Annotated in this window: 11 protein-coding genes, 1 tRNA gene and 1 pseudogene; all 13 read left to right on the plus strand. The window is 67.0% G+C overall.

The genetic code is table 11. The annotated features are described in order from the left end of the window. Positions 1-287: pseudogene (tuf, locus tag MNZ39_RS19550) on the plus strand (elongation factor Tu); the annotation flags it as partial. 12 nt (positions 288-299) lie between these two features. After that, positions 300-458 carry a 50S ribosomal protein L33 gene (rpmG, locus tag MNZ39_RS19555; protein WP_242340765.1) on the plus strand — a complete coding sequence of 53 codons (159 nt, stop codon included), beginning with the start codon at positions 300-302 and terminating at the stop codon, positions 456-458. A gap of 18 nt (positions 459-476) precedes the next feature. Continuing rightward, positions 477-552: transfer RNA gene (locus MNZ39_RS19560), tRNA-Trp, on the plus strand. A gap of 91 nt (positions 553-643) precedes the next feature. After that, complete coding sequence (gene secE / locus MNZ39_RS19565; protein WP_242340766.1) at positions 644-1,036, plus strand: preprotein translocase subunit SecE; 393 nt, start codon at positions 644-646, stop codon at positions 1,034-1,036. 123 nt (positions 1,037-1,159) lie between these two features. After that, complete coding sequence (gene nusG, locus MNZ39_RS19570; RefSeq protein WP_242340767.1) at positions 1,160-1,699, plus strand: transcription termination/antitermination protein NusG; 540 nt, start codon at positions 1,160-1,162, stop codon at positions 1,697-1,699. A gap of 105 nt (positions 1,700-1,804) precedes the next feature. After that, positions 1,805-2,251 (plus strand): 50S ribosomal protein L11, encoded by a 447-nt coding sequence (gene rplK, locus MNZ39_RS19575; RefSeq protein WP_012097009.1) that lies wholly within the window; start codon positions 1,805-1,807, stop codon positions 2,249-2,251. Positions 2,252-2,270: 19 nt separating this feature from the next. Further along, complete coding sequence (rplA, locus tag MNZ39_RS19580; protein WP_242340768.1) at positions 2,271-2,975, plus strand: 50S ribosomal protein L1; 705 nt, start codon at positions 2,271-2,273, stop codon at positions 2,973-2,975. A gap of 273 nt (positions 2,976-3,248) precedes the next feature. Further along, positions 3,249-3,773: a 50S ribosomal protein L10 gene (rplJ, locus tag MNZ39_RS19585; protein ID WP_242340769.1), complete on the plus strand. Its 525-nt coding sequence runs from the start codon at positions 3,249-3,251 to the stop codon at positions 3,771-3,773. A 93-nt stretch (positions 3,774-3,866) separates the two neighbouring features. Next, positions 3,867-4,244: a 50S ribosomal protein L7/L12 gene (gene rplL / locus MNZ39_RS19590; protein ID WP_242340770.1), complete on the plus strand. Its 378-nt coding sequence runs from the start codon at positions 3,867-3,869 to the stop codon at positions 4,242-4,244. Between the two features lie 213 nt (positions 4,245-4,457). Beyond that, positions 4,458-8,711, plus strand: coding sequence for a DNA-directed RNA polymerase subunit beta (rpoB, locus tag MNZ39_RS19595; RefSeq protein ID WP_242340771.1), 4,254 nt, complete (start codon positions 4,458-4,460; stop codon positions 8,709-8,711). A gap of 111 nt (positions 8,712-8,822) precedes the next feature. Further along, a complete protein-coding gene (gene rpoC / locus MNZ39_RS19600) occupies positions 8,823-13,010 on the plus strand; it encodes a DNA-directed RNA polymerase subunit beta' (RefSeq protein WP_242340772.1) in 4,188 nt (1,395 codons plus the stop codon). Between the two features lie 425 nt (positions 13,011-13,435). Continuing rightward, the gene (locus tag MNZ39_RS19605) at positions 13,436-14,161 is read left to right on the plus strand and encodes an RNA polymerase sigma factor RpoD/SigA (RefSeq protein WP_242340773.1); all 726 of its coding nucleotides are present in this window, start codon (positions 13,436-13,438) and stop codon (positions 14,159-14,161) included. Positions 14,162-14,277: 116 nt separating this feature from the next. Next, the gene (gene nikR, locus MNZ39_RS19610; RefSeq protein WP_242340774.1) at positions 14,278-14,694 is read left to right on the plus strand and encodes a nickel-responsive transcriptional regulator NikR; all 417 of its coding nucleotides are present in this window, start codon (positions 14,278-14,280) and stop codon (positions 14,692-14,694) included. Positions 14,695-14,867 lie beyond the last annotated feature (173 nt).

Here is a 14,867-nt window from a genome sequence, read left to right on the forward strand (position 1 = left end):
CGCCGCACACCAAGTTCAAGGCCGAGGTGTACGTCCTGACGAAGGAGGAGGGTGGGCGCCACACGCCGTTCTTCAACGGCTACCGCCCGCAGTTCTACTTCCGCACGACGGACGTCACGGGTTCGGTTCAGCTTCCGCAGGGTGTCGAGATGGTGATGCCCGGGGACAACATCGCGATGGAGGTGGAGCTCATCACCCCGATCGCGATGGAGAAGGAGCTTCGGTTCGCGATTCGCGAGGGTGGCCGCACGGTCGGCGCCGGCGTCGTGGCCGAGGTGATCCAGTAAGGAAGGGATCCCATGGCCGGGAATCGCAGCATCATCACGCTCGAGTGCAAGACCTGCAAAGAGCGGAACTACACGACCACGAAGAACAAGAAGAAGACGCAGGACAAGCTCGCGCTGTCCAAGTACTGCCCGCGCTGCCGCAAGCACGTGGAGCACAAGGAGACGAAGTAGCGCGAAGCCGCCGGGGATAGGCCAGTAGCTCGAACGGTAGAGCAGCGGTCTCCAAAACCGCGGGTTGGGGGTTCGAATCCCTCCTGGCCTGCCAATCGAGGCAGGACGAACCGAGCAGAAACCGACGGGGGCGGGGCGCCGAACGCGTCCCGCCCCCATGCCGCACGAAGGCCGAAGGGCGAGCCATGGAAAACGTGGGCGGGGTCGAGCAGCCGAAGCGGATCGTCGTGATCTTCTACGTGCTCGCCGCGATCGCGGTCGGGGTGTTCTTCGAGCGCATCCTCGCGCTCGCGTTCTCGTATACCCGCGTGAACGACTTCGCGGTGCTCGGGGACTGGACGCTCTCGACCGTCGTCGGGTTCGCGCTGGCGGTCGTGCTCGCGATCGGGGTGTGGCGCTACCCGAAGACCCAGCAGGTCTCGTTCGAGATCGCGCTGGAGCTTCGCCGGGTCACGTGGCCGAGCCTGCGCGAGACGCGGGCCGCCACGGTCGCGGTGATCGTGGCGTCGGCCGTCGCGGCGGTGGTCCTCGGCGTGTTCGACTTCGTCTGGAGCTGGCTCAGCTCGAAGGTCTACTAGGTCGCTCGCGGCCGAGCGGTTTCGACAGGCTCACGAGCGACGGGAGCCCTGGGCGGCGGAAGGCCGCCGGTGGCTCCCGCGGCGTTTAGGCGGGGCACGGGGCGACCACACGGAGACGCGCAAATGGCGAAGAAGTGGTACGTCGTCCACACCTACTCGGGCTTCGAGAACAAGGTGAAGAAGTCGCTGGAGGAGCGCGTCCGGCAGCACAGCCTCCAGGAGCAGTTCGGCGAGGTCCTCATCCCCATGGAAGTGGTCCAGGAGATGGTGAAGGGGGAGAAGAAGACCTCGAAGCGCAAGTTCTTCCCGGGCTACATCCTCGTGAACATGGAGATGACGCTCGACACCTGGCACCTCGTGAAGGGGACGCCCAAGGTGACGGGCTTCGTCGGGAATGCGAAGACGCCGAACGAGGTCCCGGCGGTGTCGGACATCGAGGTGCAGCGGCTCACGACGCAGATCTCCGAGGGCTCGCTGAAGCCCAAGCCGAAGGTGCAGTTCGAGGAGGGCGATCAGGTCCGCGTGATCGACGGCCCGTTCTCGAACTTCAACGGCACGGTCGAGGAGGTCAAGCCGGACAAGGGCAAGCTGCGCGTGCTCGTCTCGATCTTCGGGCGCGCCACGCCGGTGGAGCTCGACTTCATGCAGGTGGAGAAGACGTAGTGTGGCACCGCCCGCGGTGAGTCACCGCGGGCGAATACGTGGGAGAGCCGAGTCAACGGCTCGTTCGACCACGCGGGGCCGCCTCTGCGGCCTCGAGGAGCAGCGATGAAGAAGGTCACTGGACAGATCAAGCTGCAGCTCCCCGCCGGCAAGGCGAACCCGGCTCCGCCCGTGGGACCGGCGCTCGGCCAGCACGGCGTGAACATCATGGAGTTCTGCAAGCAGTTCAACGCGGCGACGCAGGCGCAGGCGAAGGAAGCGCTCATCATCCCGGTCATCATCACGGTGTACCAGGACCGCTCCTTCACCTTTCAGCTGAAGACCCCGCCCGCGGCGATCCTCCTGAAGAAGGCGGCCGGCCTCCACACGGAGAAGAAGAAGGGCTCCGGCGCGCACAAGCCCGGCAAGGAGAAGGTCGGGCAGGTGACGCGCAAGCAGGTCGAGCAGATCGCGAAGACGAAGATGCAGGACATGACGGCGGGCAGCCTCGAGGCCGCGATGCGGACCGTCGAGGGGACCGCGCTGTCCATGGGCATCGACGTCGTCGGCTAGCCGCGAGGAGGACACGGACATGGCTCACGTTGCGAAGAAGTACAAGGCGGCGGTCGCGAAGGTCGACCGGGTGAAGCGGTACAAGCTCGACGAGGCGATGAGCCTCGTGAAGCAGACCGCCACGAAGAAGTTCGACGAGACGGTGGACGCCGCGATCAACCTCGGCGTCGACCCCAAGCACGCCGATCAGGTGGTCCGCGGCGCCGTCGTGCTGCCGCACGGCATGGGCAAGGCGGTCAAGATCGCGGTGTTCGCGAAGGGCGACAAGGCGCGCGAGGCCCAGGAGGCCGGCGCGGACATCGTCGGCGCCGAGGATCTCGCGGAGAAGGTCCAGGGCGGCTTCATGGACTTCGACAAGGTGCTCGCGACGCCGGACATGATGGGCGTCGTCGGCCGCCTCGGTAAGGTCCTCGGCCCCCGCGGCCTCATGCCGAACCCCAAGGTCGGCACGGTCTCGGCGGACATCTCCCGCGCCGTGAAGGAGCAGAAGGCCGGCAAGGTCGAGTTCCGCGTCGAGAAGGCGGGCATCGTCCACGTGCCGTTCGGCAAGGCCTCCTTCGACCCGGAGAAGCTCAAGGCGAACTTCTCGGCGATCATGGAGATCATCTACAAGGCGAAGCCGCAGACCGCGAAGGGCGTGTACGTGAAGAACGTGACGCTCTCCACGACGATGGGCCCGGGCATCAAGCTCGACCTCGCCGAGCTCGCCGCGCAGCACGGCTAGCGACACGTTTCTGGAGTTCCCGGCGGCATGACGCCGCCGGGGTTTCTGGTCCAAGACAGCGGGCCCGCGAACGGCCCCGGGTGCGAGCGCAGTTCCGGGGCGAGCGAGCGGCCAAGCGGATCCGCGAGGGTCCGACCCGCCGAGACGGGAACCTGCAGCCTCTCCGCAGCGTCCCCTGCTTGGCCAGGGGGTCTTCGTACCGGACGTCCGGTCCGAACCCCGAGCGAAACCGCGCCGGCGAACGCCGGCCGGTCCGAAAGGTGGTGAGACTAATTGAACCGGACGGAAAAAGAGCAGGTCATCGGTGAGCTCCACGAGAAGATGGCGAAGGCGAAGGCGGCCATCCTCGCGGAGCCCAAGGGGCTGAACGTCGCGACGGTCACCGAGCTTCGGCGCAAGCTGCGCGAGGCGAAGGTGGAGTACCGCATCGTGAAGAACACCCTCGCCGCGCGCGCCGCCAAGGGCACGCCGGTGGAGCCGATCGCGGAGAAGTTCGTGGGGCCGACGGCGCTCGTCATGAGCTACGGCGACGTCGTCACGCCGGCGAAGCTCCTCGCGGAGTTCATGAAGGACCGCGAGAACTTCACCATCCGCACCGCGGTGATCGAAGGTCGGGTCGTCGACGCGAAGGGGATCCAGTCCCTCGCGAAGCTGCCGGGGCTCCTGGAGCTCCGCGGCCAGATCGCCGCGATGATCGCGCAGCCCGCGACCCAGCTCGCCCGCATGATCGGGGCCCCGGGCCAGCAGCTGGCCCGTGTCCTCGGCGCGCGCCGCGAGCAGCTCGAGAAGCAGTCTTAAACGGTACGTGAACCGCCCGCGCGGAAGGTCGCGCGGGCCAGACGCTGCGGGCGCCCCGAAGGGCGCCCCGGAACAAAGAGAAGGAAGAAGGAAATGGCCGATCTCAACACGATCGTGGAACAGCTGTCGGGCCTCACGGTGATGGAGGCCGCCGAGCTCGTGAAGCAGCTCGAGGAGAAGTGGGGCGTCTCCGCCGCCGCTCCGGTGATGGTCGCCGGCGCGGGTGGCGGGGCTGCCGCCGCGGCTCCGGTCGAGGAGAAGACGGAGTTCTCCGTCGTCCTCGCGGACGCCGGCGCGAACAAGATCAACGTGATCAAGGAAGTCCGCGCGATCACGGGCCTCGGCCTCAAGGAGGCGAAGGACCTCGTCGAGGGCGCCCCCAAGGAGGTCAAGGGTGGCGTCGCGAAGGCGGAGGCCGACGAGCTCAAGAAGAAGCTCGAGGCCGCCGGCGCCAAGGTCGAGATCAAGTAGCGAGGCGTGCGCACGGCGGGGCGGAGTTGCAAGCCGCCTCGCCGTGGCTCACGTTGGAATCTTTGACGGGTGAGGGTGGAGTCGTTAAGAACCCGTATCCCTTTCACTGATTCCGGAATCCCGGCCGTTTCGGCCGGACGCAGTTGGGTAGCCGGCCTGCTGGCCGGCTAGACCTGTTTGTACGGGTCTCGAAGGGACAGAGGACCGAACTCGATGGCGACGACGATCCAGAACAACTTCAGAATCCGGCGAAACTTTGGGAAGATCAACAAGATCGCCGAGATCCCCAACCTCATCGCCATCCAGAAATCGTCCTACGACAAGTTCCTCCAGGCCGACGTCCCGCCCGAGAAGCGTGAGGACACGGGCCTGCAGGGCGTCTTCAAGTCGGTCTTCCCGATCAAGGACTTCAACGAGACGAGCTCGCTCGAGTTCGTCAGCTATCACCTCGAGAAGCCCAAGTACGACGTCGACGAGTGCCATCAGCGCGGCATGACGTACTCGGCGCCGATCAAGGTCGTCGTTCGCCTGGTCGTCTGGGACAAGGACGAGGAGACGGGCGCGCAGTCGATCCGCGACGTCAAGGAGCAGGAGGTCTACTTCGGCGAGATCCCGCTCATGACGGAGAACGGGACCTTCATCATCAACGGCACGGAGCGCGTCGTCGTCAGCCAGCTCCACCGCTCGCCGGGCGCGTTCTTCGACCACGACAAGGGCAAGAGCCACTCGTCGGGCAAGCTCCTCTTCAACGCCCGGATCATCCCGTACCGCGGGTCCTGGATCGACTTCGAGTTCGACCACAAGGACATCCTCTACGTCCGCATCGACCGCCGCCGGAAGCTCCCCGCGACGGTGCTGCTGCGCGCCCTCGGCGGCGTGCCGGACACGGCGAAGAAGAGCCCGGTCGAGTTCCACGGCTCGGCCGAGGAGATCCTCAAGTACTACTACGACACCGAGACGATCCGGGTCGAAGGCAAGGGCAAGTTCGAGAAGGACCTGAACCCGGACCTGCTCAAGGGCCAGCGCGCGACGCGCGACATCCGCGACCCGAAGACGAACGAGATCATCGTCAAGAAGAACCGGAAGTTCACCGAGAGCGCGATCAAGAAGCTCGTCGCGGCGAAGATGAAGTCGCTGCCGATCGAGCCGGAGGAGGTCTACACCAAGATCTCCGCCGAAGACGTGGTGGACGCCGACACGGGTGAGGTGCTCCTCGAGGTCAACGAGGAGGTCACCGAGGCCAAGATCGAGGAGCTCCGCAAGCGCGGCATCCTCGAGTTCAGGGTCCTCTTCATCGACAACCTGAACGTCCTGCCGTCGCTCCGCGACACGCTCATCCAGGACAAGATCTCCACGCCCGAGGAGGCGATCATGGAGATCTACCGCCGCCTCCGCCCCGGCGATCCGCCGACGCCCGAGACCGCGACGAACCTGTTCGTCAACCTGTTCTTCAACGCGGAGCGGTACGACCTCTCGAAGGTCGGGCGCCTGAAGCTGAACCACAAGTTCGGGATCGACGAGCCGCTCGACAACACCGTCGTGACGAAGCGCGACATCCTCGAGGTGGTCCGCTTCCTCATCGACCTCAAGAACGGCACGCCGAACAAGGACGTCGACGACATCGACCACCTCGGCAACCGCCGCGTCCGCGCGGTCGGCGAGCTGCTCGAGAACCAGTACCGCATCGGCCTCGTTCGCATGGAGCGCGCGATCAAGGAGCGCATGAGCCTCCAGGAGATCGAGACGCTCATGCCGCACGACCTCATCAACGCGAAGCCGGTCACGGCGGTCATCAAGGAGTTCTTCGGGTCGAGCCAGCTCTCGCAGTTCATGGATCAGACGAACCCGCTCTCCGAGGTGACGCACAAGCGGCGCCTCTCGGCGCTCGGGCCGGGCGGCCTCACCCGCGAGCGCGCGGGCTTCGAGGTGCGCGACGTCCACTCCACGCACTACGGCCGCATCTGCCCGATCGAGACGCCTGAAGGCCCGAACATCGGCCTCATCGCGTCGCTCTCCACCCACGCGCGCGTGAACGAGTACGGCTTCGTCGAGACGCCGTACCGCAAGGTCGAGAAGGGGAGGGTGACCGAGGAGGTCTCCTTCTACTCGGCGCTCGAGGAGGAGAAGCACATCATCGCGCAGGCGAACGCGCCGGTGGACAAGAAGGGCGTGTTCACGGGGAACATGGTCTCGTGCCGCAAGGAGGGCGAGTACATCAACGCCCGCCCGGACGAGGTCGACCTCATGGACGTGAGCCCGAACCAGCTCGTGTCCGTCGCCGCCTCGCTCGTGCCGTTCCTCGAGAACGACGACGCGAACCGCGCCCTCATGGGCTCGAACATGCAGCGCCAGGCGGTGCCGCTCCTCCGCACGCGGGCGCCGCTCGTCGGCACCGGCATCGAGGGGATCGTCGCGCGCGACTCGGGCGTGTGCGTCGTGGCGAAGCGCGACGGCGTCATCCAGTCCGTCGACGCCGCCCGCATCGTGGTGAAGGCCGACGTGCCGACCTCCGCGACCGACGTCGCGAACGAGGTCGACATCTACAACCTCATCAAGTACCAGCGGTCGAACCAGAACACCTGCATCAACCAGAAGCCCATCGTGAAGCCGGGCGAGCGGGTGAAGAAGGGCGACGTCATCGCGGACGGGCCGGCGACGGAGATGGGCGAGCTCGCGCTCGGCCAGAACGTGGTCGTCGCGTTCATGCCCTGGCAGGGCTACAACTTCGAGGACTCGATCCTCCTCTCCGAGCGCTTCCTCAAGGAGGACGTGTTCACGTCGGTGCACATCGAGGAGTTCGAGTGCGTCGCGCGTGACACGAAGCTCGGCAAGGAGGAGATCACCCGCGACATCCCGAACGTCGGCGAGGAGGCCCTGAAGGACCTCGACGAGTCGGGCATCATCCGCATCGGCGCCGAGGTGAAGCCGGGCGACATCCTCGTGGGCAAGATCACGCCGAAGGGCGAGACCCAGCTCTCGCCCGAGGAGAAGCTCCTCCGCGCGATCTTCGGCGAGAAGGCGGGCGACGTCCGCGACAGCTCGCTCCGCGTCCCGCCGGGCGTCTCCGGCACGGTCATCAACGCGAAGGTCTTCAGCCGCAAGGGCGTCGAGAAGGACGAGCGCGCGAAGGCCATCGAGGAGATGGAGGAGGCGAAGCTCCTCAAGGACCAGAACGACGAGATCCGCATCATCCAGGACTCGGCGTTCCAGAAGATCCGCCGCCTGCTCCTCGGCAAGGAGGTCTCCGGCCGCCTCGTCGACGACAAGGGCAACCAGCTCCTCAAGAAGGGCGACGTCCTCGACGACGCGCTCCTCGACACGATCCCCCAGCGCTACTGGGGCGAGATCGCGGTCGAGGGCGACGTGCAGGACCTGGCGCGGAAGATCGTCGAGAACTTCGAGGAGCAGAAGGAGCTCGTGAAGCTCCTCTTCGGCGAGAAGATCGGCCGCCTGAAGAAGGGCGACGAGCTCCCGCCGGGCGTCATCAAGATGGTGAAGGTGTACGTCGCCATCAAGCGCAAGCTCGCGGTCGGCGACAAGATGGCCGGCCGCCACGGCAACAAGGGCGTCGTCTCGCGCGTGCTCCCCGAGGAGGACCTGCCGTACCTCGAGGACGGCCGGCCGGTGGACATCGTCCTGAACCCGCTCGGCGTCCCGTCCCGCATGAACGTGGGCCAGATCCTCGAGACGCACCTCGGCTGGGCGGCGAAGAACGTCGGCTGGCGGCTCCAGGAGATGGTCGAGAAGAACTTCGGCCCCGATCAGCTCCGCAAGAAGCTGAAGAAGGCGTTCGAGGGCGTCGACGGCGCCTCCGAGCGGCTCGGGCTGCTCATCGAGGAGCTGCCAGAGAAGGAGCTGCCGAAGCTCGCGATGAAGCTGCGAGACGGCATGCACGTCGCGACGCCGGTGTTCGACGGCGCCCGCGAGGACGAGATGAAGGCGCTCCTCGGCGAGGGCTCGGCGACGATGCAGTCGATCCTCTTCGACGGCCGCACCGGCGAGCCGTTCGACCAGGACGTCACGGTCGGCGTCATGTACATGCTGAAGCTGCACCACCTCGTGGACGAGAAGATCCACGCCCGCTCCATCGGGCCGTACTCGCTCGTCACGCAGCAGCCCCTCGGCGGCAAGGCCCAGTTCGGCGGCCAGCGGCTCGGCGAGATGGAGGTCTGGGCGATGGAGGCCTACGGCGCGGCCTACTCGCTCCAGGAGTTCCTCACGGTGAAGTCCGACGACGTGGTCGGCCGCACCCGCATGTACGAGGCGATCGTCAAGGGCGAGAACACGCTCGAGTCCGGCCTCCCCGAGTCGTTCAACGTGCTCATCAAGGAGCTCCAGAGCCTCGCGCTCGACGTCGAGCTCCTCGAGACGCCGGAGGCGAAGGCGGCCCGCGAGCAGGCCGAGGGCGACCTGGGCGGGCCGCTCGGCACGCCGCGCGGCGCCGCGGCCGAGAAGAACACCGCGTAACCCGGGCCCGGGGGGGGGGGGGGGGGGGGGGGGGGCCCCCCCGGGGGGCCGCGGGGGGGGGGCGGCGGGGGGGGGGGTTCAGAGACCCTTCTTGCTGGACGAGGTCAAGACGTGAAGGACATCTTCAATTTCTTCGAGAAGCCGAAGGATCCGCTGTCGTTCTCCGCGATCCGCATCTCGCTCGCGAGCCCGGACAAGATCCGCCAGTGGTCGCACGGCGAGGTGAAGAAGCCGGAGACGATCAACTACCGGACCTTCAAGCCGGAGCGCGACGGCCTGTTCTGCGCGAAGATCTTCGGCCCCGTGAAGGACTACGAGTGCAACTGCGGCAAGTACAAGCGCATGAAGCACCGCGGGGTCGTCTGCGAGAAGTGCGGCGTCGAGGTGATCCAGTCGAAGGTCCGCCGCGAGCGGCTCGGCCACATCACCCTCGCGACGCCCGTCGCGCACATCTGGTTCCTCAAGTCGCTGCCGAGCCGCATCGGCAACCTCCTCGACATCACGCTGAAGGACCTCGAGAAGGTCCTCTACTGTGAGTCGTACATCGTCATCGACCCCAAGGAGACGACGCTCCAGCGCGCCGAGCTGCTCTCCGAGGAGCGCTACCACAAGGCGATGGAGGAGTTCGGCGAGGAGGCGTTCCTGGCCGGCATGGGCGGCGAGGCCGTCCTCGAGCTCCTCAAGGTCGTCGGCCCCGCGGACAAGGGGCACGGCGAGGGCGTGCACGGCCTCGCGGCCGAGCTGCGCGCCCAGATGAAGGAGGCGACGAGCGACGCGAAGCGGAAGAAGATCGCGAAGCGGCTCAAGGTCGTCGAGGCGTTCGTCGCGTCCGGCAACAAGCCGGACTGGATGATGCTCGAGGTCATCCCGGTCATCCCGCCCGACCTCCGCCCGCTCGTCCCCCTCGACGGCGGCCGGTTCGCGACCTCCGACCTCAACGACCTGTACCGCCGCGTCATCAACCGCAACAACCGCCTGAAGCGGCTCCAGGAGCTGAACGCCCCGGACATCATCATCCGCAACGAGAAGCGGATGCTGCAGGAGGCGGTGGACGCCCTCTTCGACAACGGGCGCCGCGGCAAGACCATCACCGGGCCGAACAAGCGCCCGCTCAAGTCCCTGAGCGACATGCTCAAGGGCAAGCAGGGCCGCTTCCGCCAGAACCTGCTCGGCAAGCGCGTCGACTACTCGGGCCGCTCCGTCATCGTGGTCGGCCCCGAGCTCAAGCTGCACCAGTGCGGCCTGCCGAAGATCATGGCCCTCGAGCTCTTCAAGCCGTTCATCTACAACAAGCTCGAAGAGAAGGGCTACGTCACCACCATCAAGAGCGCGAAGAAGATGGTGGAGAAGGAGCGCCCCGAGGTCTGGGACATCCTCGACGAGGTGATCCGCGAGCACCCGGTGCTCCTGAACCGCGCCCCGACGCTGCACCGCCTCGGCATCCAGGCGTTCGAGCCGGTCCTCATCGAGGGCAAGGCGATCCAGCTCCACCCGCTCGTCTGCACCGCCTTCAACGCCGACTTCGACGGCGACCAGATGGCCGTGCACGTGCCGCTGTCCATCGAGGCCCAGATGGAGGCGCGCGTGCTCATGATGAGCACGAACAACATCCTCTCGCCCGCGCACGGCAAGCCCATCATCGTGCCGAGCCAGGACATCGTCCTCGGCATCTACTACATGACCCGCGAGCGCGCGTTCGCCCGCGGAGAGGGCAAGGTCTTCGCGAGCGCGGAGGAGGTCCGCGCCGCCTACGACCAGGGCGAGGTCGAGCTCCAGGCGAAGATCTGGGTGCGCCTCGACGGCACCCGCGTCGAGAGCACCGTCGGTCGCGTGCTCCTCTACGACATCGTGCCGAAGCGGCTGCCGTTCGAGTCCATCAACAAGGTCATGGACAAGAAGCAGCTCCAGAACCTCATCGACCTCACCTACCGCCTCTGCGGCGAGAAGGAGACGGTGCTCCTCGCGGACCGCGTCCGCTCGATGGGCTACGGGAACGCGACGCGAGCCGGCATCTCGATCGCGCTCGAGAACATGATCATCCCGAGGAGGAAGCAGGAGCTCCTCGACCGCGCGATGGGCGAGGTGGAGGACATCCAGACCCAGTACACCGAGGGTCTCATCACCATCGGCGAGCGGTACAACAAGGTCATCGACATCTGGGCGCAGGTCACGGAGGAGGTGGCCCAGGAGATGATGTCCCAGATCGGCCAGGAGACGGCCGTCGGCCCGGGCAAGGACGGCAAGCGCGAGGAGCGCAAGCAGCCGTCGTTCAACCCGATCTACATCATGGCCGACTCCGGCGCCCGCGGCTCGGCGCAGCAGATCCGTCAGCTCGCCGGCATGCGCGGCCTCATGGCCAAGCCGTCCGGCGAGATCATCGAGACGCCGATCACCGCGAACTTCCGCGAGGGCCTGAACGTCCAGCAGTACTTCATCTCGACGCACGGCGCTCGAAAGGGCCTCGCCGACACGGCGCTCAAGACGGCGAACTCCGGTTACCTCACCCGGCGCCTCGTCGACGTCGCGCAGGACGCCATCATCACCGAGTACGACTGCGGCGCGATGGACGGCATCACGCTCGGCGCGCTGGTCGAGGGCGGCGAGATCATCGAGCCGATGGGCGAGCGCATCCTGGGCCGCGTCGCGCTCGACGACATCCACGACCCGTTCGCCACCACCGTGCTGGTGAAGGCGAACGAGGAGATCGACGAGAACCGGGTCAAGCTCATCGAGAACTCCGGCATCGACAAGGTGAAGATCCGCTCGGTGCTCACCTGCCAGGCGCGGCGCGGCATCTGCGTCGAGTGCTACGGGCGCGATCTCGCCCGCGGCCGCAAGGTGAACATCGGCGAGGCGGTCGGCGTGATCGCCGCGCAGTCGATCGGCGAGCCCGGCACGCAGCTCACGATGCGCACGTTCCACATCGGCGGCGCGGCGTCCCGGCGGGCGGAGCAGTCGACCATCGAGAACCGGAACCCCGGCCTCGTGAAGTTCCACAACGTGAGCGTGGCGAAGAAGAAGGACGGCACGCTCATCGTGATGAACCGCAACGGCGAGATCATCGTCACCGACGATCAGGGCCGCGAGCGCGAGCGCTACGGCGTCGTCTACGGCGCGAAGCTCCTCGTGCGCGAGGGGCAGAAGATCGAGACGAACACGCTCCTCGCGGAGTGGGACCCGTACTCGATGCCGATCATCACCGAGGTGGCCGGGCGCGTGAAGTACGGCGACCTCATCGACGGCGTCACGATCTCGGAGCAGGTCGACGAGATCACCGGCCTCGCCCGCAAGGCGGTCATCGCCTCCAAGGATCCCGACGCGCGCCCGCGCATCTCGATCAAGGACGCCGAGGGCAAGACGCGGAAGCTCGCCAACTCCGAGGCCGACGCCCGCTACATGCTCCCCGAGGGCGCGAACCTCGTCGTGAACGACGGCGACGAGGTCGACGCCGGCGACGTCATCGCGAAGATGCCGCGCGAGACCACGAAGACGAAGGACATCACCGGCGGTCTCCCGCGCGTCGCGGAGCTCTTCGAGGCCCGCAAGCCCAAGGAGCACGCGGTCATCTCCGAGATCGACGGCGTGGTCGCCTTCGGCAAGGACACGAAGGGCAAGCGCAAGGTGGTCATCACGCCCGAGGTGGACGGCAAGCTCCGGCCCGACCTCGCGAAGGAGTACCTGATCGGGAAGGGCAAGCACATCTCGGTGCACACGGGCGACCGGGTGCGTGCGGGCGAGGCGCTCATGGACGGCGCCGCCAACCCGCACGACATCCTCCGCGTGCTCGGCGAGAAGGAGCTCGCCCGCTGGCTGGTGGACGAGGTCCAGGAGGTCTACCGGCTCCAGGGCGTGAAGATCAACGACAAGCACATCGAGACGATCGTCCGGCAGATGCTGCGTCGCGTGCGGATCGTCGACGTGGGCGACACGAACTTCCTCGCCGACGAGCAGGTCGAGAAGTTCGTGTTCGAGGAGGAGAACGAGAAGGTGATCACCGCGGGTGGGCGCCCGGCGCAGGGCGAGCCCCTCCTGCTCGGCATCACCAAGGCCTCGCTCTCCACCGAGTCGTTCATCTCGGCGTCCTCGTTCCAGGAGACGACCAAGGTGCTGACCGAGGCCGCGATCAGCGGCAAGGTCGACCACCTCCGCGGCCTCAAGGAGAACGTCATCATGGGCCGGCTCATCCCCGCCGGCACCGGCCTGCCGCACTACAAGCACCTCGACATCGAGGTCGAGACGCCGGTGGACGCGGTGGAGGAGGCCGAGGAGGCCCTCGCCGTCGCGAGCGGGGAGGAGTAGCCGCTCCGCCGCGCGTCAGCTCGAGCCCGGAACCGGGCCCGGTCCCAAGAGGGGCCGGGCCCTTTCCTTTTTGATCTGGCGCAACGCAGTGTTTCGAGATGGCGTAAGCAGCCGCTTAGCTCCAGGCGCCCGCACGGACGGTGAGTCTCGGACGGGTCGGTGCCGGAATTGATGTGGAGCAATATTCGGCACTTGTCTGGGGGTCGTGGGAGGGGGCACGCGCTTGACGAATGCCAACTCCCAAATCGTGTTCATATTCTGCGGCACTTCGGACTTGCGTGGTGTGCGGTTCCCCGATGTCGCCGAAGACTTCCAGGGTCTACGGGCATATGGGGGATACTTGACTCGATGAGTCCGCTTTCATAAAGTCACGTTACGTAACCTACCCGGGACACTTCGACGCAGGCCAGAGAGGCGACCAGTAAATGAGGACGGCGACCACTCAGAAGAGCAGCAGGGAGTTCGAAGAGCTCGCTCCCTACCTCAAGGCGGTCCGCGACTATCCGCCGCTGAACCGCGAAGAAGAGCACGCGCTCGCGCTCCGCGCGCGCAAGGGCGACGTCCGCGCGAAGCAGAAGCTCGTGCGCCACAACCTGGCGTTCGTGGTCGCCATCGCGCGGAAGCAGCGCCGCGGCACGGTGCGGCTCGACGATCTCATCCAGGAAGGCAACGTCGGCCTCATGCGCGCCGTCGAGAAGTTCGATCCGCACGCCGGCACGCGCTTCTCGACGTACGCGGTCTGGTGGATCCGCGCCTACATCGGGAAGTATCTGAAGGAGGCGCGCTCCACCGTGCGCCCGCAGAGCGGCACGGTCGCGCAGCCGGACCTGTCGCTCGACAGCGCCATCGACGAGGAGGGTGACGCCACCCACCTCGAGCGCATCGAGGACGAGGGCCCCGGCCCCGAGGACACCTACCTGCAGGGCGAAGGCGACCGCGACGTCCGCGACGCGCTCGGGAAGGTCCGCAAGCGCATCGGCGAGCTGGGCTGGGACATCGTCCACAACCGGCTCGAGCAGGATCAGCCGCGCACGCTCGAGGAGATCGGCAAGCGCTGGGGCGTGTCGCGCGAGCGCGTCCGCCAGGTGGAGCTGAAGACGAAGCAGTTCCTCCACCGCTACCTGCAGCCCGGCGAGCGCGACGCCGCGTAGCCCGTCGCCCGGAGATCCGGCGAACCCGCGAGCCCGCCCCCGTGTCACGGGTGGCGGGCTCGCTCGTCCCGGCGGCCGGCTTGCGGCTCGCCGGGCGCGCTGCTAACGATGCCGCCATGCTGGAACGGATCGGCATCTCGCTCGAGCGCAGCCTGCTCGAGCAGTTCGACGAGCTCATCGAGCGCAAGGGCTATGTCAACCGCTCCGAGGCCGTGCGGGACCTCATCCGCGACCAGCTCGTCCAGCGCCAGTGGTCCGAGTCGGAGCGCGGCGAGCAGGTCGCGGTGGTCGCCGTCGTGTACGACCACGAGTCCTCGAGCCTCGCGCAGAAGCTGACCCACATCCAGCACGAGAACCACCAGGCGGTCGTCTCCGCGCTCCACGTCCACATGGACGCGCACAACTGCCTGGAGGTGCTCGTGCTCCGCGGGCGCGCCGGCGAGATCCTGCAGATGGCCGAGAGCCTCGTGGCGACACGTGGCGTGAAGTACGGCAAGGTCCTCCCTGCGACGACCGGCGAGGCCCTTCGCTAAACGACAGTTCGTGATTCGCGATCACCTTCGGTGCCGCGAATCACGCTGTCGTTTAGCCATGTTCGAACGGGGGCTGCGCCCCCGCCCCGCCGAGCGAAGCTCGTCGGGGCCCCACCCCGGCTCGCCGGGTCCCGTGCGACGCCGCGAGCGGCTTCGCCGCTTCCGCGGCGTCG

Source organism: Anaeromyxobacter sp. SG66 (assembly GCF_022690805.1).
GTDB classification, from domain to species: domain Bacteria; phylum Myxococcota; class Myxococcia; order Myxococcales; family Anaeromyxobacteraceae; genus Anaeromyxobacter; species Anaeromyxobacter soli.

What these genes read in the sequence shown, in the direction of transcription:
- rplK (WP_012097009.1), top strand. Translation starts at nt 1,805, where the DNA reads ATGAAGAAGGTCACTGGACAGATCAAGCTGCAGCTCCCCGCCGGCAAG.
- rplA (WP_242340768.1), top strand. Translation starts at nt 2,271, where the DNA reads ATGGCTCACGTTGCGAAGAAGTACAAGGCGGCGGTCGCGAAGGTCGAC.
- MNZ39_RS19605 (WP_242340773.1), top strand. Translation starts at nt 13,436, where the DNA reads ATGAGGACGGCGACCACTCAGAAGAGCAGCAGGGAGTTCGAAGAGCTC.
- rpoB (WP_242340771.1), top strand. Translation starts at nt 4,458, where the DNA reads ATGGCGACGACGATCCAGAACAACTTCAGAATCCGGCGAAACTTTGGG.
- secE (WP_242340766.1), top strand. Translation starts at nt 644, where the DNA reads ATGGAAAACGTGGGCGGGGTCGAGCAGCCGAAGCGGATCGTCGTGATC.
- rplL (WP_242340770.1), top strand. Translation starts at nt 3,867, where the DNA reads ATGGCCGATCTCAACACGATCGTGGAACAGCTGTCGGGCCTCACGGTG.
- nusG (WP_242340767.1), top strand. Translation starts at nt 1,160, where the DNA reads ATGGCGAAGAAGTGGTACGTCGTCCACACCTACTCGGGCTTCGAGAAC.
- rpmG (WP_242340765.1), top strand. Translation starts at nt 300, where the DNA reads ATGGCCGGGAATCGCAGCATCATCACGCTCGAGTGCAAGACCTGCAAA.
- nikR (WP_242340774.1), top strand. Translation starts at nt 14,278, where the DNA reads ATGCTGGAACGGATCGGCATCTCGCTCGAGCGCAGCCTGCTCGAGCAG.